Consider the following 19,925-nt stretch of genomic DNA (forward strand, 5'->3'; position numbering starts at 1 on the left):
TTTCTTGAAAAACTTTAAATTAACCTATCTGATATATCTTTGAAGGTAGAATTGAATAAAAAAGAGGTTCGGTTTCTGTGTTATAGGTGAATTGAAGAAAACAGATCTGATAAATTATTGAGAAAAAGGGGGTTTCTACTACGAAAATCTTATAGTATATGTTGCGATGTGGATAAAGAAATATAATCATTAATCTTGTCATAAAGGAGTTTCCAGAAGTGCATAAGAAAATTTTGAAACGGAAAATAGATTTTATACAGCAACCGATTGCTAATTACCTTTTTAGGGAACGACATAATCGTGTTAATCGTTATTCCAGATACTATGATAAATTGAAAATAAAGAAGAATACAATCTTGTACGAAAGCCGTGATGGAGAAAGTATTACTGATAGTCCATATGCAATATTCAAATATATGCTGAACCACAAAGATTTCAAACAATACAAACATATATGGTCAGTACAGGATTTTAATACTCTCTCAGATGTAATTGATAAATATAAAAATTATCCAAACGTTAAATTTGTTCAACGTAATTCAAAAAAATATTTAAAATACTTAATAACGAGTGAATACTTAATTAATAACTCTACCTTTCAATCGTTTTTTATTCCGAAAGCAAATCAAAAATATATTAACACATGGCATGGCACCCCACTTAAAAATATGGGGTTTGACATACCAGGTGATCCTTCACACTCACAAAATGTTTTAAGGAATTTTTTGAGTACTGATTATATTTTGAGTCCCAACAGCCATACTACAAAAATTTTTACAACTAGTTATAAACTGGAAGGCCTTTATGAGGGGACTATCATTGAAGAAGGTTATCCAAGAATAGATTTGACTCTAAATACAAACCCTGAGAGCTTCACTAAATATTTAAGGGATTTAAATGTAATTGTTGAAAAAGGCAAGAAAAATATTTTATATGCACCTACTTGGAAGGGGACAAGTGTATCTAGGGTTGAAAATAATATCTTACAAATAATTGCTGATATAAAATATTTAAAAAAAAGAGTTGGAAACAAATATAACGTTTTTATAAAAGTCCATCCTTTTTTATATAGGCAAGCTACTGATTATCCTGAGATTCAGAGACAATTGATCCCCGACTATGTGGATACGAATGAATTATTATCTATAGTGGATTTGCTAATTACTGACTACTCAAGCGTGTTTTTTGATTTTCTTGTAACAGATAAGCCAATTTTATTTTATACGTGGGATGCAGATATTTACAGTGAGCAAAGAGGACAGTATTTAAAAAACGAAGATTTACCTGGTCCAATTCTTTATAACGCCAAGGAACTTGTTGAGGCTATAAAGAATATAGCTAGACTTCAACCAGTTTATTATGATAAATATAAAGAAATGAAACAACTATATACTGAACATGATGACGGAAAAGTAACACAAAGGATTGTTAATCACATCTTTCAAAAGTCTTCTAAGAAAATTAATACACTCACATGTTGCCAATCAAAAAAAGAGAAAATACTAATTTATCCTGGCGGAATGAGAGATAATGGAATAACTTCGTCTTTTATTAACCTAATGAATAATATTGATTACAATAAATACGATGTTAGTTGTTTTTCTGCTACTCCGCATTCCAAAGAAGTTATAAAAAACCTAAATAAGGTGAATATGAATGTACGGCTACTTTTTAAGCCTGGACTCGCTAATTATAAGATAAGTGAAGTTTATAGGGATAAATTCATCCATAATAGAGGAGAAAAGGGGATTTTAGGAAAAAAATTATACCCGGATAAAGCATACAAGAGAGAACATAGACGCTTATTCGGAAAAACAAATTTCGATTATGTAATTGATTTTAGTGGATACAGCCTTTTTTGGGCAAAGTATCTTTTAGCAGCGGAAGCAAAGAAAAAAATTTGCTATATGCATAATGATTTGCTCTCAGATAGCGAGAGGAAAGTAAATGGAAAGAGACCTCATAGAATTAATTTGAGAGGACTTTTTTCTGTTTACCATCGATTTGATAAATTAGTTAGCGTATCAAAAGGAACAATGGAACTGAATCGAAATAACTTAATCAAGTATGCAGATTATAATAAATTTGTTTATGTAATGAATTCAATAAACCCCGATAAGATCCTTCAATCTGAGTCACAAGAATCTGAAGTTATCGAAAAGAGCAGCGAATTATATACAGAGAATTTTAAATCAAGAGGTTTATTAAGGGACATTAATAGATACCTTGTTTGGAATACCTTACCGGGCAATTCAAAAGCAACGCAGTATGTATTGGCAAAACATTTTGCAAATGCTGAAATATTTATTTCTAGAAAATTTGAGAATAAGCAATATACTTATTATAAATTCAGCTATAATAATCAAATTATTGGATGGATTGATTGTAGAGCTGTGGAGTTAAAGCCCGATACTATTTTTTACGAAAAGAAAGTCAACAAAATTGCTAAGTTAGAAAGACCTACAGGGAACCATATCTGGTCAAAACCTTATAAGGTTACGGATATGGTAAAGGTTTCTAATAGTAAAGATTATAAAGGGGTTATTTTTGAAATAGACAGAGAGGCAAAAACTCAACATTCTGTCTACAGTCGTATCTCAATTAACAACACAGTAATAGGGTGGATCGATAACTCGGCTTTAAAAGTTGTTGAAGATTGTACCCTTTATGATTCTATGAAAGGTATAAAGAAATGGAAAGTTTTACGAAAAAGAAAAACAATCTTGTTGAAGAATTACAAGGTGTGTAAGAGAGTTATAGATAATATTGAAAATAGAACATTAAGAGAGAATAATATAAACGGTAAAATATATGGAAAAATAGCCAATCCAGAAAACCATACGATTTGGACAAAAGCTTATCCTAATTTTGGTTTTAAGAAAGTAGCCATGGCTAAGGAGTTTACTGGAGAAGTTGCTAAAATAATAACAATAAATGATACGAAAAAAGGAACTTATTATTTGTTTGAGATAGAGAATACAAAGATAGGTTGGCTAGATTCTAGGGCGTTTGATATTGTTAAAGACCCAGTGTTGTTAAAGGAAAAGGAAATATCTTATATTGCTACGGTCAAACCAAGGTATAAAGACTATTTCTGGGACAAACCCTATGGTTTAGAGAGAGCTAAGAAAATAGCAACAAATATGAAAGAATATAATTATAGTCTAGTAAAAATTCAAAAAGAAGTAGTAACTCAAAAAGGGACGTATGCGCAAATAATGAAAGGAGGAGAGATGTTAGGCTGGTTAGATACAAATGCCTTAATCATAAGAGAAATGTTGGGAGTAGAGGTAGATAATAAATTTGTTCCATATCCTGATAAGAAAAACATTAATTTTGTCAATATGGGAAGACTTTCTCCCGAAAAAGCTCAGGATAATCTGATTTATGCATTTTCTAACTTCCATAAAAAACACAAAAATAGTAAACTATATATTCTGGGGAAAGGTCCATTGAAAGAATATTTAAAAAACATAATTAGTGATTTGGATTTGGAAAATTCCGTTTATCTAATGGGGCAGTTAGAAAACCCTTTTACTTTTATGAGAAAGTGTGATAGTTTTGTGCTTTCTTCTCATTATGAGGGGCAGCCAATGGTGTTATTAGAAGCGATGACATTGGGTATGAAAATAATTGCAACTGATATAGTAGCAAATCGAACAGTTTTGGAAAACGGGAAATTCGGATTACTTGTAGAGAATAGTATTCGAGGCCTTGAAAAAGGGTTAAACTTTATTGCAAACGAAGAAAATGTGGTTCAAATGGAACGGTTTGATTATTATAAATATAATTCTATAGCAATGGATAACTTCGAAACTTGTCTATCAAAATAAAATTAATAATTATCTAACTGATATCTGTTTTTATCCAGATGGATAGGTACTTTCTCAATTACGTAAAGTACCTATCTTATAATAATTCAGATGTTGGATAAATATTTAAGAAATAGGGGATTATAAAAATGTTGGCCAAATTTGTTTCAATTAAATATTCCCAAGATAATAGTAAAGTTTTATTGAGTGGTGAGACTTCGGTATCTGCAAAGCATTTAATTACGAATAAACCTAGTATCTTCTTTCAAGAAAGACTTGACTATGATGATTTTTTTATTCCAAAAAGAATTTTTTTGGAAATAAATTGGAGGGAAAGTTTTTTTACAGCTGTAATTAGTATCAATGAACTAAAAGGAAAATTCTTTGAAAGTAGAGTATGGGATTGTTTTATTTCTGTTGGAAATAAAGTCGAAAAAATTTCTATACAGCAAATCGATTTTTCACCGGTGTCTTTATCTGCTGAGATTCCACTTTATGAAGCAAAGCTGTATAAAACAAAGATAGACACTTTGGCAATAATGGTAAAACAACAAGAGGTCCATATAAATTCCGTTAATGGGATGATAGTTGATAATCAATTTTTGATAGATTTATCTGTATTTGCTGATTCCTTAGTTTATATTAAAAGTAGAAGCAACATATCTCTTGTATTTAAAAAGAGGATTCAGCCAGACATATTGTATCACCATCAAGTTATCACTTTTCCGGTATTTGAAAAAAATAAAAATTATTACTCGGCAAAAGTGGACTTATTAGAACTAATTAAATATGAAATTGTTCAACCTAAATCGACTTGGGACGTTTATATTAAAATCTGGAATGAAAAAGAAAATTTAATGAATGAATATCCATTTAATATTAATCTGTCTTCAGGGATTGTCGGTATTCGTCATTACATATTAAATACAGTAGAAATGAAATTTTACAAAAACTATATGAATGCCTTATCACTAACTATTTCTATTAATAAATCTCTATTTAAACTGAATCATATTGAAATTGAAGAGTCAATAAAACTAAAAGGAATAGTAAAAGGGTTGACGATTGACAAATTTATTTTAAAAAAGGAAGCAACGTTTGATAATGGAGAGTTAATAAATACTGTCAGGGAATTAACATGTCACCAATTTAATAATAATTTTTCCGCGGATATTCCAATAATGAAAATCCTAAATGAAATAAGACTTGAAGACGACGCAGTCTATACTTTTTTTGGAGAATTAAGAGATCGAAAAACGGGTATAATATTTCATGCACCTATTTATATAAATAGGGAACTGTCAATACCAGATCAAAATATTAAATTAAATAAAAATTATCAGATGAGATTAACTTCTTTTAATTATAAATTAGCAATTAATTGTAAAGCTAAAACATATAAGACTGCAAGTAACACTGTAAAGATAGCTGTTTCGGGTTCTTGCTTTAGTCGCTTAGCTTTTAGCTCAAATGATTTTTACAATCCTGATTACAAGCAAAAATATCAGTTAGTGTATACACAATTCCATTCTTCTATTATCAGTTTAATGAGTAGCCCCGTGGAATTTCCCGAAGATAAATTTGAAGGGTTTAACGATAGAGAAGTGAACTATTTAAGAAGCGATTTTAAGAAAGACTTTTTTACTCAATTGAAGTTAACTAACCCTGATTTTCTTATATTGGACTTCTACATTGATGGATCAAAGGATATATTGTACTTAGATGCTAATCATATAATAACTATTAATTATATGTTAAGAAAAAATATGAATTTTTTTTATGAAGTAGATAAAAATTCTGATGTTTTATCTCATCAGAATATTCATAGCTATTTACAATTATGGCAAGAAGCATTAGATAAATTTGTTGAAAAGATTGTGCAAATCATTCCTCAAGAAAGAATTATTTTACAGAGAGTACGGAAGACGGAGGAATACAAAACAAAAGATGGTAAAATAGAGAAATTTAAAGGTAAAATAAAACATGTAAAACGCAGTAATTACTTGTTTGAATATATGGAAGAATACTTTATTAAATTATTACCAAATATAAACATTATTAACCTTGAAAAGAAAGAATATTATTCTCTTTATAACCATCCCGAAAATAATACACCAGACCATCTTAATTCCAGTTATTATAAGGATTTTATGAATCATTTAGATGATATAACTATCAAATATCTGTTAAATAAAAATATCCAATAAAAAAAGGTATGACAAGAAAAATATTTAATTAGGTAATGTAAAAGGGTGAATTATAAGTCGTCAAAAGTAGAGTTGATTAGTAAAGTATAAATTGTAAGCACAATAAAATTAACGATTCAGCAGACGTTGGAGGAGGTAAGGGACTTTTCTATCCAAGGAGTGATAAAAAGAAAAGACGAAAGTTTAATAAAAACAGCAAATAATTGTGGGATTGGGCTGATAACTAAACAAGCTTTTAACCCCAACAAAATTGAAATATGATTTAATTGGCTGGAGCAAGAAGAAATACAGATAGAGTATCGTGATATTTTATATTCTACTGAAATCTAACAAAATGAATAAACTGCTGAATTATAAATCTATTGATAATAAACGTCTGATGCAGTATAGCAAAAACAGAACATAAACACCTAAATTGGAGTATACAATTATGCCCTATTCTATTGTTTTTAAAAGCGTTACAAAAAAATACAAAATGTACGACAATCCAAAAGATAAAATAAAAGGTGTCATTCTCCCCGAAAAAGTCGGGGAGGACTTTTTCGCATTGCAAAATGTAAGTTTTACGGCGAAAAAAGGGGATGTCATTGGTGTGATTGGTGTTAATGGAGCCGGAAAGTCAACTTTATCCAACCTGATTGCAGGAATTTCTCCTCCAACTACAGGGGAAATTAAACTCAATGGACAAGCAGCTTTAATTGCTATCAATTCTGGTTTGAACGGTCAGTTGACTGGAAGGGAAAACATTGAATTGAAATGTTTAATGCTCGGCTTCAGTAAAAAGGAAACGAAGGCACTGATGCCTGATATAGAAGAATTTGCCGATATTGGTAAATTTATTGATCAGCCGGTAAAAAATTATTCAAGTGGTATGAAATCTCGGCTTGGATTTGCTATATCGATTAATATTGATCCGGATATTCTTGTCATAGATGAGGCATTGTCAGTTGGAGATCAAACTTTTGCTAATAAATGTCTTGATAAGATGAATGAATTCAAGGAAAAAGGGAAAACGATCTTTTTTATCAGTCATTCGATTGGACAGGTGAAAAAGTTTTGTCAAAAGGCGTTATGGCTGGAGGCTGGAATGGTCAGGGCTTACGGAACAATAGAAGAAGTTGTTCCCGAATACCAGACTTTTCTAAAGGAATACAAAGCCATGTCAAAAGAAGAAAAACTTCAATTCAAGAAAATGGTTAATGAAAAACGCAGTAAACTGATGAAAGTGGAACAGTCAGTTGTAATTGAAGAGAAAAAGGAAGATAAGACCTTAACGGCTTCCAGGGTAACAAGGAGCAGTATTAAATCTTTTAAGAAAAGAATAAAATACTTTGTTGTCATATTATTTATTTTATTGTTAGTTGGAGCTGGGATGTTTACCAATTATAAATTTGACTTGATAGATAGATTTTTTGCAGACACGGCTATTAAAAATGAAACGGATAAAAATCTAAACACAGAAGGGCCTAACAATAATCCGGTCGTTTCTTCTGATAATCAAAATAAGGATAATGACAATCAGATGGAGGAGCAAGATGATATAAGATATGTTAATGTGCGTAGTGCTTATATTCGGGCTGAACATGATTTGGACAGTGAAGCATCATCTGTGACCGGTTTTGGCAGCCCATACAAAGTGAGTGACTCATACGCCGATGAAGAAAATGATGTGGAATGGCTGCAAGTTACCAGCGTGGATTCCGATAAGGAAACTGGTTGGATCAGTTCCAAGCTATTGACAATCATTAAAGACAATTCTTCAGATGATAGTTTGGTAGCTAGCTTAGATGAATTATTGGGGATTGATTTGAATAATCATACCGAAATATTAGGGCAGAATGAGGAAACAATGGAATATGCTGACCGAGATCATACTGTGAAAGATGGTAAAATAACTTCTGTTACTTTACAGACAAACCCTGCCGCTAAAGATATGATTACTGCACGACTAGGTGAACCCCAATTGAAATCTAAAAATGCCTTAATGTATTCTGGAGGTAAATATTATTATATAATCGACCTACCGGAGAATGATAATGCTGAGTCGATAACGATTGGTATCCGGGATGCTAGTGAAGATTAGATATATGTGTTTCTTTCCTATAAAGGTAGGAATTTATCAATCGGCCTGCTTAAAAAAGTAGGCCTTTTCGTACGATTGTTTTTTAAAATGGAAACTTGTATAATCTATAAATGGTACTAATGAGTTAAATTATTATAAACAGCCATAAATTTAATATGTACAAGTTGAGAGGATATACTTATGAAATCAGCTTTTATTGTTATCAAGGAACAGATAAGAAATTTTTATTTGATCAGAAGATTATCGTTATATGAATTGAAAAGTAAAAATAAAAATAACTATTTGGGAATACTCTGGGAGTTTTTAAACCCGGCCATCCAAATCCTAATTTATTGGTTTGTCTTTGGTACTTTGAGAAGCAGGGATCCGGTCGAAGTAGGGGGAGTGGAGATCCAGTTTTTCAGTTGGTTACTGGCAGCTTTCTTTCTGTGGAATTTCTGTTATCAATCAATTATTCAAGGATCGAAGTCGATTTATACAAAGCTTAGGATGCTCTCAAAAATGAATTTCCCAATGAGTGTCATTCCGAGCTACATTATTTTTTCTCAACTGTATATTCATATCATCATGCTGATTGTATCGATTGGTATCTTACAGCTTAGTGGGTTCTATGTGAATATATATTACCTTCAGATCATTTATTTTATGTTTGCAGCGTATTGTTTGGTTTTTGCAATTTCGTTAATCACGTCGACACTCTCGACAATAGTAAGGGATTTTCATATGTTGCTTAATTCTTCGCTGCGAATGTTATTATATGTATCGGGTATACTGTGGCCGCTCTCTATATTGAATAAAAGTTTCCCTGAAATGGTGCAAATACTGAAATTAAATCCACTTATTTACCTAATTGAAGGATATCGCTCTGCCTTGTTCGGTGTAGATTGGTATTTCATCACCCATTGGGAATACACGATTTATTTTTGGGGATTAGTAATAGTACTGTTCCTGATTGGTGCGAAATTGCATGTCAAGTTCAGAAGACATTTCATCGACTTCCTGTAAAGGCTTGTGACATTTATGGAAAAATCAATTATTGTAAATAATGTTTCTAAAAAGTATAAATTATATCAACGGAAAAAAGAGCAATTGTTGGATGTAGTTACTTCGAAAAACTATGGCCAGGATTTTTACGCGTTGGCAAATGTTAATTTTACAGCTGAAAAAGGAGACGTTGTAGGTTTTATCGGGATAAACGGTTCAGGTAAATCTACTTTATCTAATATCATTGCCGGGATAGTACCGGAAACCTCCGGAACAATTCAGGTGAACGGAGAGGCAGCTTTAATCGCTGTTTCTGCGGGTTTGAAAGGGGAACTCACAGGCAGAGAGAATATTGAGTTAAAATGTTTAATGCTTGGTTTCTCTAAAAAAGAAGTTAAAGAAATGGAAGAGGATATCATTTCGTTTTCAGAACTGGATAAATTCATCGACCAGCCTGTGAAATCTTATTCCAGTGGGATGAAGTCCAGGCTTGGGTTTGCTATTTCTGTCAGTGTCAATCCAGATATCTTAATCATTGATGAAGCACTTTCTGTTGGTGATAAAGCATTTGCCGAAAAAAGCCTTGACAAAATGAGAGAGTTTAAAGACCAAGGTAAAACAATGATATTTGTCAGTCATTCCATCAGCCAAATGAAACAGTTTTGTGAGAAAATTTTATGGCTGGAATATGGAATGGTGAAGGATTTCGGAACTGTAGAAGAAGTAATGCCTAAGTACCAGAAGTTTCTGAAGCAATGGAAGAAAATGAGTAAAGAAGAAAGAGAAACGTATAAGGAACAGGGGTATCAAAAACAAAAAGAATTATTAGGAGTTTAATTTTGCCTCTTGTGTAATGGTTGTTTAAACTGACTATTATACAAGAGGTTTTGATTTTTAGAAGACCAAAACCATTAAATTTCAGCTGAAGGATGAACTTCTTCGACAATATGTTATAATATCCATAATAACCATTACGAGGTGAAAAAGTTGATTTATGCTGGTATTTTAGCAGGTGGAAAAGGAACAAGAATGGGAAATGTTCCAATGCCTAAACAATTTTTGACATTAAACGACAAGCCAATCATTGTACACACCATTGAGAAATTCTTGTTAAATAACAAATTCGAAAAAATTATTATTGCAACACCTAAAGAGTGGATTAACCATACGAATGATATATTGAAAAAATATAGTATAGACCTTCCAGTAGTGACAGTCGTTAGTGGCGGAACGGATAGAAACGAAACAATTATGAATATCATTGATTATATCGAACAAGAGAACGGTCTGAATGATGATGATATCATCGTTACCCATGACGCAGTAAGACCATTCTTGACACATCGTATTATTGAAGAGAATATTGAGCATGGTTTAAGAAACAGCGCTGTGGATACTGTAATCCCGGCTATTGATACCATTGTGGAATCTACTGATGAAACATTTATTTCTTCTATTCCGCGAAGAGATTATATGTATCAAGGACAGACACCACAAACGTTTCATATAAAAAAACTAAAAGAACTTTATGGCAATTTATCAGTAGCGGACAAGAAGATACTCTCCGATGCCTGTAAGATTTTTTCACTTAGTGATGAAAAAGTGAAGTTGGTTCAAGGAGAAATATTCAATATTAAAGTAACTACCCCTTATGATTTAAAAGTTGCCAATGCGATTATTAAGGAGAGCATTGATAAATGATCAACCAAGTATACCGACTTGTTTCGCCGAGGCAGTTTGAGATTACTTACAAGGACAAAAGTATTATCGCAAACGATGTTGTAGTACGCCCTACACATCTTTCGATTTGTGCTGCGGACCAACGGTACTATACAGGTTCCAGAGGGAAAGAAGCAATGAAAAAGAAACTCCCGATGGCTTTAATCCATGAAGGTGTTGGAGAGGTGGTATTCGATCCGGCAAAAGAGCTTCCCATTGGTACGAAGGTAGTGATGGTACCGAATACACCAACAGAGGCGGATCCTTATATCGCTGAAAATTATTTACGGACAAGCAAGTTTAGGTCTAGCGGCTACGATGGCTTCATGCAGGATTATGTATTCATGAATCGAAATCGTTTAGTAGAACTACCCGAAGAATTGAATATGGATGTTGCAGCGTTCACAGAGCTTGTCACAATTGCTGTCCATGCGATAAGCAGATTTGAACATAAAGCACATCAAAAGAGAGATACGTTTGGTGTATGGGGAGACGGCAATTTGGGGTATATCGCTTGCTTGATTTTGAAAAAACTCTATCCAGACAGTAAAGTGATCATCTTTGGAAAAACAGATTATAAATTAAGCCATTTTTCCTTTGTTGATGACGCTGTGAAAATTGATGAAATTCCTGAAACGCTTACCATCGATCACGCGATTGAATGTGCAGGAGGCAAAGGCAGTCAATATGCAATCGATCAAATTATCGATCATATCAATCCTGAAGGTACTGTTTGTTTGCTAGGGGTAAGTGAATACCCAGTGGAAGTCAACACAAGGATGGTATTGGAAAAAGGACTAACCGTGCTTGGCAGCAGCAGAAGTGGCGCTACAGACTTTCAACGAACTGTCGATATATATAAAGCCTATCCTGAAGTAGTCGATTATCTAGGTACACTTGTTGGCAATGTACATCATGTTGCAAAACTTGGTGAGATCACTGAGGCGTTTGAAAGTGATTTATCCAGTTCCTGGGGCAAGACTGTCATGAGGTGGAAGATCTAAATGAAATATCTTCGTTTTTTGAAGAATATCTATGTGGTGATTTACAAAATATGTTTTCAAGTTGTTTATAAGTGTGCTTGTCTTCTTCGGAAACAAGATAGTAAAAAAATGGTCATCGCATTATATAGAACTGATCAATTAGATGATAATCTGCGATTGGTATATAGAGAAGTACTAAAACAGAACCCGGAAATGAAGATTCATCTTGTTCATGGAGTGAACAAGATGAATCTTAAGCTGTTTAAAGAAATTATTGTTTTATCAAATGCACGTTATCTGGTTTTGGATGATTATTATTTGCCAATCTATCTTGTTGAGCCAGATAAACAGCTGAAAGTGGTTCAATTATGGCATGCTGCGGGGGCCTTTAAGAAATTTGGACATAGTACAGTTGGGAGCAAGTTCGGACCCACAACATCTTACCTTAAGTTGGTTCCCATTCATTCCAATTATGACTTTGTTTACATATCTGCACAAAAGTTTGCTTCATTTTACGCTGAAGCATTCCATATGAATTTGAAACGTATTTTTGCTTTGGGTATTCCAAGAACGGATTTACTAACTAATGCAGCTCTGTCCCATCGTTTGAAGACTGAAATGCATAAAGTATATCCATTCTTAGAGAATAAGAATAACGTTCATATATTGATGGCTCCTACATACCGCGCAAAAGGTTCCCACCATGAAACACAGCTGGATGTCGCGAAAGCGGTAATTGAATTATCCAGTCTATTGAATAGGGATAAATGTATTATATTTAAACCACACCCATACATGAACAGTTCATCTATTGAAGAACTTAGGAAATGTCCCAATATAATTGTTGCGGACTCCCGAGGGATCAATGAATGGATGTTGGTTGCGGATGCATTCATTACAGACTATTCTTCTTCGGTCTTTGAATTTGCGCTAATGCATAAACCGATGGCACATTTCGTCCCAGACCTGGATGAATATAGGGAGAATCGCGGGTTTTACACAGATATAGAGTCTATATCTGATGCAGCAGTGATACAGGAAACGAATCAATTGGCTGCTTGGATCAACGCAAGAAATAAGGGAGAATATTTCGATTCAAGCAGAATGATTTCATATAATTTTGACCATGTTGATCATGCGACTGCCAGGATTGTCAAGCATTTCCTGTCAACTGAGAAATAGAGGTGTTTTTATTGTTTATATCATCCATCGATAATAAAGAAGCCGAAATCAAACGGCATGCCAGAGTGAGCAGTGACATTACGAAGTTAAGCATATACGGGCCATATCTCGACATTGAAGGTTATGCTTCAGTAGATGGCTTGCCCACTTATGAAGAGGATAGAATCAGAAAAACCCTGCTGCTCATACCTAAAATAGACTTCGATAATTATCGGCAAATTAACAGTGTATGCACAGATAACGAGGATGAATCATGTGTGGAATTAACGGATGATGAAATTCTTGAAAAAGAAATGTACCAGATTCCATTGACCAATTGTCCATTACGGGATGTTTCTGATGAGGCAGAGCTAGGCGATATGGAACAGTTGAGCGGCTTCCAAGGAAGCATTGATTTATCCACAATTAACCACGAAAGGCCTTTGGATGCGGGGCAGTATGATGTATATATAAAATTGGAACAGATGGAGAAGGACAAGGATGATGTGAAATACGAAAAAATCATCCCGCTCTCAAGTGCAAAAAAATTCCTGGGAGACAGGCTGTATACTACAAAGCTTCACTACTTCTCAACCAAAAAAGTTTTGAAATATAATTTGCTTTTTGTTCTAGATAAATATACGAAAACACTACAATTAAAAAATTCCCTGCTGCAATCTTATGATCCGAGGGAGCTGGTTGAAGACAGCGAGGCATATGAAGGTAGATACACGAAGGCGCTGAAACGTCGCTTTTTCAAGCTTATGTACATTTTGTTCTGCATACTTCCAGTAAAGCAAAAAAAAGTAGCTTTTGCTTCAGACAGTCGCTCAGAGCTGAATGGTAACTTCTTTTTCGTTTACGAAGAATTGTATAAGCGAAACCTGGATTTGGATATCAAATTTTTATTCAACGAAAGGATTAACAATAAAAAATCAGTTTTTGATTTAGTTCGGATAGCCTTTCATTTTGCTACATCCAAGATTATATTACTGGATGATTTTTATCCTATGATTTATCCGCTGAAAATACGTAAAAACGCTGATTTGATACAAGTTTGGCATGCTGCGGGCGCCTTCAAGACATTTGGATTCAGCAGGCTGGGCAGACCTGGCGGGCCATCTCCCAGATCTAAAAATCACAGGAATTATACAAAAGTGGCAGTTAGCAGTGAAGGTGTCAGAAAAAATTACGCAGAAGGCTTTGGGGTATCCATTGATAATGTCTTTGCCACGGGTGTTGCACGGTCGGATATCTTCTTTGATGAAGAGTACAAACAACATGTTATCAAAACGCTTTATCAAAAATATCCATTTATAAAAAACAAAAAGGTGATCTTATTCGCACCTACTTTCCGGGGAAATGGGCAAGCCTCTGCACATTATCCATTTGAAGTGCTCAATCTGAAAAAATTGTATGAACAGCTGTATGAAGAGTATGTATTCCTTTTTAAAATTCATCCCTTTGTGCAAAATAAATTAGATATACCATATGAATTTGCAGATTTCTTTTATGATTTAAGTGATTACAGGGAAATTAATGATTTATTGTTGATTACGGATTTACTTATTACGGATTATTCCTCTGTTTGCTTTGAATATGCATTATTGAATAAGCCTATGTTATTCTTTGCTTACGATGTGGAGAAATATATACAGGATCGGGATTTTTATTATAATTATTTCGATTTCATTCCTGGTCCGTTGGTTAAATCCACGGAAGAACTTTTGAAAACAATTGATAATAAAGACTTCGAAATGGAGAAAATCAAGCCCTTCGTGCAGTATTTCTTCGGTGATACTTTAGGACAGGCATCCAAAAACGTAGTGGATGAATTGATAATACCCAGCTTGGAAGACGATGGCAAAGAAGAAAAGGAAACGAAAATCAGACTTTCTCCGCCTACCTCAAGAATTGAACTGTTTGAGCGATCGATTGCTGAACAGGAAGAACAGTCATAAGCAAAAGTTTAGATACAGCATGCAAAAGTTTTGATAAAAAATAGAAGGGAACTGATAACATGAAAAATTATCTAATAAGATCTGGAATGTCACCGTTTGATACATTTGATGCAACCCATATTATATCCAATAATTCAATTGGAGGGAATGTTGGAAACCTTGTCTATCAATATAGTGTGTTCAGGACACTAATGACAGAAGATGTTACAATCACGCCAGACTATTACAATTATGATCCAAGTAGAGCGGATGAGATCAATGAAAAATATGATGGCTATATCATACCGTTAGCGGATGCTTTTCGTGACCAGTTCGTTCCAACTTTACGTAAATATACGAAATTGATCAAAAAGCTCAAAATTCCTGTGTATGTAATCGGAGTGGGGCTCCGTGCCCCATTTGAACCAAAGTTGAATGAAGGATTTTCTTTTGATAAAGACGTAAAAGAATTCGTTAGTGCTGTTCTGGAAAAGTCGAATATTATTGGTCTCCGTGGAGAAATTACGTCTAAATATCTGAATCGTCTCGGTTTTAGGGAAGGTATTGACCATACAGTGATAGGCTGTCCTTCTATGTATTCCTTTGGAAGAGAATTAGAAATTCGGAATACCAATATTACCAAAGACTCCATGATCTGCGTAAATTCATCAAAGCTTTCTCAAAACAACGTGTTAGATTTCATTACTAGGAGTTTGGACGATTACCCTAATCATTACTTCATTCCACAATGGATGAAAGAATTGGTATTGGCTTATGTTGGTGCTCCACCTATTGAAAAGTCCAATGATAATTATCCTGTAAAAATGTCAGATCATTTATATATGAGCGATAGGGTTAGGTTCTTTTTAAATGTACCAACTTGGCTTGATTTCCTTAGGCAAGCTGATTTGAGTTTCGGAGCACGGTTGCATGGAAATATAACAGCGACAATTGCTGGAACACCAAGTATTCTGATACCAAAAGACGCTCGCATGCGCGAATTAACTGAGTACCATGGTTTGACCCACGTATGGTGGAACGATATTACTGAGAAAACACGTCTTGAGGATTTGGTTGAAAAAGCAGATTTCCAAAGTCCTACAAAAAAACAGGGCAAGAATTTCGATCATTTCATTGATTTTCTAAATAAAAATGACCTGGACCATATTTATAAAAATGGAGAACCTAAAATTGTACCGCTGAATGAGCAACTGAAAAAAGTAGAGTTCAAGAAACCTGTAAATCCCATTAGCGGATGCAATATGGAAGAAATTGCCTATAGATTTGAGTCCTACTATCCAATGATAGAAGAAAAAAATGCTAAAAAAATGTCTGCTAAAAATACAACGATAAAACAGTTGCAATCCGATTTAAAGAAAAAGAATAAAGAAATAAAATACCTGAAAGGCACTTTGAATAGAAAATCCGTTAAAGCAGCCTTGAAGACTGCAAATATGTTTCGTTCTAAATGAGCAATTCGCTATTTTAAAAAGAAAAAATTAAAAAAGTCCCCGCGGGGCTTTTTTAATTTCATGTCGATTAGGGTAACGTATAATAAATATAATAAAGGTTAATTGTGATATACTATTGAAGAAAATATAACTTATTTAGAAAAACAACGGAGTGATTAGTATATGGGCAAGGTATCGGTGATTATCCCTGTTTTTAACACGACAGAATTTCTAAAAAAAAGTATCGGCTCATTAATAGAACAAACATATAAAAATATTGAAATCATATTGATCGATGATGCCAGTTCGGTTGCTTGTTCGAATTCCTTGGAAGAACTGTCAAAGCAAGATAAACGAATAAAGCTTCATCACTTTGCTGCAAACATGGGTGTAGCTGCTGCCCGAAATTTTGGAATAGAGAAAGCGACAGGCGAGTTTCTCTATTTTATGGATAGTGATGACTACTTACCGAAGCAGACAATTGAAATTTTAATAAACCACATCAAAGAATTCAATATAATAAGAGGTCAAACAAGAAAAGTGTATTTTAGCAGTGCGTTAGCTGTCATTCTGGATGGTCTCTACCAAGTAAAAATCTATGGAGATAAAAAGTATACGTTGATTAAGAATGAATCAGTACTAAATAGTTTATTTAGGGCGGATTTCGTCCGTGATAATCAATTGACCTTTGACGAAGATGTGCGGCTTTATTCTGACCTCACATTTATGGTGCCGGCATTTATGGTTGCTGGCCAAATACCATATGTGAAAGAAGCGGTTTATTTTAAAAGGAAAAGAAATGATGCAATTAATAATCCGTCGTTGAGCCAGCAAGATACCGAGGTAAAAATTAAAAGTTACATGAGAGTATACAATTCATTAAAAAAACAAGCCATTAGTTTTTTAGATGAAAGTGAAACAGAAGAGGAAGCAGAAGACATACAAAAAGCGCTGGATTATCTGGACAGGCATTTTTTGAACTTTTATCGTAAAACCATTGTCTCTTATTTTTTAGATGAAACGAGGATTATGCCTTTATTTAATGAACTGGCAGAATCCTTTCAATTGATTGATTCTAAAGAACTTAACAAGTATAGCTGGGTTTTGAAAAATGAAGCAAAGCCTATCCTCGTCAACAATTTGAAAAAATATATTAGAGTCAGCAAGAGACATCATGAACTGCGACAGCTGCGAAATGGTCTTAAGAAGAAAAGAAAATTTTATATTTATATCTATAAAAAATTCTTCTTAAAACGAAAAGCAGACGAAAAACTAGTCTTTTTTGAGAGCTTTCTGGGCAAAAATTATTCAGACAGCCCGAAATATATATACGAGTATATGCTAAAAAATAATCCTGAATATAAATTCGTATGGAGTTTCAATGAAAAAAAAGATATCCCAGGGAATGCAACACAGGTAATCCGTTTCAGCCTGAGGTATTTTTATTATCTCGCCAAATCAAAGTATTGGGTCAGCAATTCCAGACTTCCAAGATATTTGGATAAACCTGCAGGAAACATATATCTGCAAACCTGGCACGGTACTCCTTTAAAGCATTTGGTCTTCGATATGGATGATGTCCATTCAGCAGATCCTAATTATAAACAACATTTTTATGACCAATCAAGGCGCTGGGATTATCTAAGTTCTCCTAATCAGTACTCTTCAGAAATCTTCAAACGGGCCTTTAAGTACGATGGGAAAATGTTGGAGTTTGGTTATCCTCGTAATGATATTTTGTATAAGAGAGATACTGAAAAAGAAATACGTGCATTGAAAGAAAAAATGGGGCTGCCTTTGGACAAAAAGGTAATTTTGTATGCCCCTACTTGGCGGGATGATGAATTTTATGGCAGGGGAAAATATAAATTCACTTTGCAGATGAACTTGGATCAAATGAAGAAAGAACTTGGAGATGAATATGTCATCATTCTGAGGATGCACTATTTTATTGCATCAGTACTGGACATCACTGAATACGAGCAGTTTGCCTATGATTTTTCCAGCTATGATGATATTGCCGAATTATATTTGGTATCAGATATGCTTATTACAGATTATTCTTCTGTGTTTTTTGATTATGCTAATCTAAAGCGTCCAATTCTTTTCTTTATGTACGACTTGGAAAAGTATCGTGATACGTTGCGCGGTTTCTATATAGATGTGGAAAATGAAGTCCCGGGTCCCATTTTGCGTTCGACGGATGAAATAGTTCGTTCGATTAAAGACATAGACGGTGTGCAAATGTCCTATAGGGATAAATATAGAATATTTTACGAACGCTTTTGTAAATGGGATGATGGAGATGCATCGAAAAAAACTGTTGAGGTTGTATTCGAAAATGAATAACGGGGAGGAGCGAAGCCACTCCCTCTTTTTTAGAGTTGGTGAAGCACATGCAAAATAATATTTATTCCTTATTATTAAAGGTCTATAAGCTCCTATTTTGGTTTATAGGGAAGGTAATTTCAAAAGATGCGAAAATGATTGTTTTTGAGAGTTTTCACGGGAAACAGTATAGTGATAACCCTCGTGCCCTTTATGAATATCTAAGGGAAAAACACCCTGAATATAAGTTAATATGGAGTGCTGACCGCAGACATATGGCAACATTTTCAGAAAATGATATTCAATATGTGCAGCGTTTATCTTTGAAGTGGTTATGGATCATGAACAGAGCGAAGTATTGGGTAATCAATACGAGATTGCCTTTATGGATCCCAAAAGACTCTCGCACAAAGTATATCCAAACCTGGCACGGCACTCCATTGAAACGTCTTGCAGCGGATATGGAACAAGTGTTGATGCCTGGAACTGATACGGAAAAATATAAACAGAATTTTTTATTTGAAGCAAGCAAATGGGATTATTTGATTTCTCCCAATCCGTATTCTACGGAAATCTTTAAACATGCTTTTGCTTTTGATAAACAAATTATTGAATCCGGGTATCCAAGAAATGATTACTTAATTACGCATAATAACCCCGGGAAGATAAAGACGTTGAAAGAAAAAATGGGGATTCCCTTAAATAAAAATACCATCCTCTATGCGCCAACGTGGCGAGACAATCAATTTTATCAAAAAGGACAATATAAATTCGATATTCAGATGAATTTGCAACAAATGAAGCAGGAATTTGGCGATGAATATGTAATTTTGTTGCGAATGCATTACCTGATTGCTGAGAATATTGATCTGAGTGACTATCAAGGTTTTGTATATAATTTCTCTGCTTATGAGGATATTCGTGATTTGTATTTGGTTTCTGATCTTCTGATTACTGATTACTCGTCCGTGTTTTTCGACTACGCGAATTTAAAACGCCCAATGCTTTTTTTCGTTTATGATATTGATGATTATCGGGATAACTTACGTGGTTTTTATTTTGACTTCGAACAAAAGGCACCTGGTCCATTGGTAAAAACCACAAATGAAATTATTGCAGCGGTAAGGCAGTTAGAACATGAGCATTTTAAAGCAGATAAAGAGGTAGAGGCATTCTGCCAGAGATTTTGTCGCCTTGAAGACGGCAAGTCTAGTGAAAGAGTTGTTAAACGAATTTGGGGGTAGGCTGTTTCATGGT

The 19,925-nt window shown here is 34.0% G+C and carries 11 protein-coding genes and 1 pseudogene; all 12 read left to right on the plus strand.

All coding sequences use genetic code 11. The features are described 5' to 3' along the window. Positions 1–218 precede the first annotated feature (218 nt). Positions 219–3,833 (plus strand): CDP-glycerol glycerophosphotransferase family protein, encoded by a 3,615-nt coding sequence (locus tag ACFSMW_RS09875; RefSeq protein WP_390355228.1) that lies wholly within the window; start codon positions 219–221, stop codon positions 3,831–3,833. A gap of 128 nt (positions 3,834–3,961) precedes the next feature. After that, positions 3,962–6,019, plus strand: a complete 2,058-nt coding sequence (locus ACFSMW_RS09880; RefSeq protein WP_390355230.1) for a DUF6270 domain-containing protein — start codon at positions 3,962–3,964, stop codon at positions 6,017–6,019. Positions 6,020–6,449: 430 nt separating this feature from the next. Next, complete coding sequence (gene tagH, locus ACFSMW_RS09885) at positions 6,450–8,102, plus strand: teichoic acids export ABC transporter ATP-binding subunit TagH (protein ID WP_390355232.1); 1,653 nt, start codon at positions 6,450–6,452, stop codon at positions 8,100–8,102. 180 nt (positions 8,103–8,282) lie between these two features. Continuing rightward, a complete protein-coding gene (locus ACFSMW_RS09890; protein WP_390355234.1) occupies positions 8,283–9,107 on the plus strand; it encodes an ABC transporter permease in 825 nt (274 codons plus the stop codon). 15 nt (positions 9,108–9,122) lie between these two features. Continuing rightward, on the plus strand, positions 9,123–9,923 hold the full coding sequence (gene tagH / locus ACFSMW_RS09895; RefSeq protein ID WP_390355236.1) for a teichoic acids export ABC transporter ATP-binding subunit TagH: 801 nt from the start codon (positions 9,123–9,125) through the stop codon (positions 9,921–9,923). A gap of 150 nt (positions 9,924–10,073) precedes the next feature. Continuing rightward, positions 10,074–10,787, plus strand: a complete 714-nt coding sequence (locus tag ACFSMW_RS09900; protein WP_390355237.1) for an IspD/TarI family cytidylyltransferase — start codon at positions 10,074–10,076, stop codon at positions 10,785–10,787. Further along, complete coding sequence (locus tag ACFSMW_RS09905) at positions 10,784–11,809, plus strand: ribitol-5-phosphate dehydrogenase (protein WP_390355239.1); 1,026 nt, start codon at positions 10,784–10,786, stop codon at positions 11,807–11,809. Before ACFSMW_RS09900 ends, ACFSMW_RS09905 begins: the two co-directional genes overlap by 4 nt. Further along, positions 11,810–12,970 (plus strand): CDP-glycerol glycerophosphotransferase family protein, encoded by a 1,161-nt coding sequence (locus ACFSMW_RS09910; RefSeq protein WP_390355241.1) that lies wholly within the window; start codon positions 11,810–11,812, stop codon positions 12,968–12,970. A gap of 11 nt (positions 12,971–12,981) precedes the next feature. Further along, positions 12,982–14,910 carry a CDP-glycerol glycerophosphotransferase family protein gene (locus tag ACFSMW_RS09915; protein WP_390355243.1) on the plus strand — a complete coding sequence of 643 codons (1,929 nt, stop codon included), beginning with the start codon at positions 12,982–12,984 and terminating at the stop codon, positions 14,908–14,910. A 59-nt stretch (positions 14,911–14,969) separates the two neighbouring features. Next, entirely contained in the window at positions 14,970–16,361 is a 1,392-nt protein-coding gene (locus ACFSMW_RS09920; RefSeq protein WP_390355245.1) for a polysaccharide pyruvyl transferase family protein, read from the plus strand. Between the two features lie 162 nt (positions 16,362–16,523). Further along, on the plus strand, positions 16,524–18,689 hold the full coding sequence (locus ACFSMW_RS09925) for a bifunctional glycosyltransferase/CDP-glycerol:glycerophosphate glycerophosphotransferase (protein ID WP_390355246.1): 2,166 nt from the start codon (positions 16,524–16,526) through the stop codon (positions 18,687–18,689). Further along, a pseudogene (locus tag ACFSMW_RS09930) lies at positions 18,686–19,912 on the plus strand (CDP-glycerol glycerophosphotransferase family protein); the annotation flags it as partial. The gene ACFSMW_RS09925 and the pseudogene ACFSMW_RS09930, both read left to right, overlap by 4 nt. Between the last annotated feature and the right edge of the window lie 13 nt (positions 19,913–19,925).

It is taken from the genome of Tigheibacillus halophilus (assembly GCF_042683165.1).
GTDB classification, from domain to species: domain Bacteria; phylum Bacillota; class Bacilli; order Bacillales; family Amphibacillaceae; genus Tigheibacillus; species Tigheibacillus halophilus.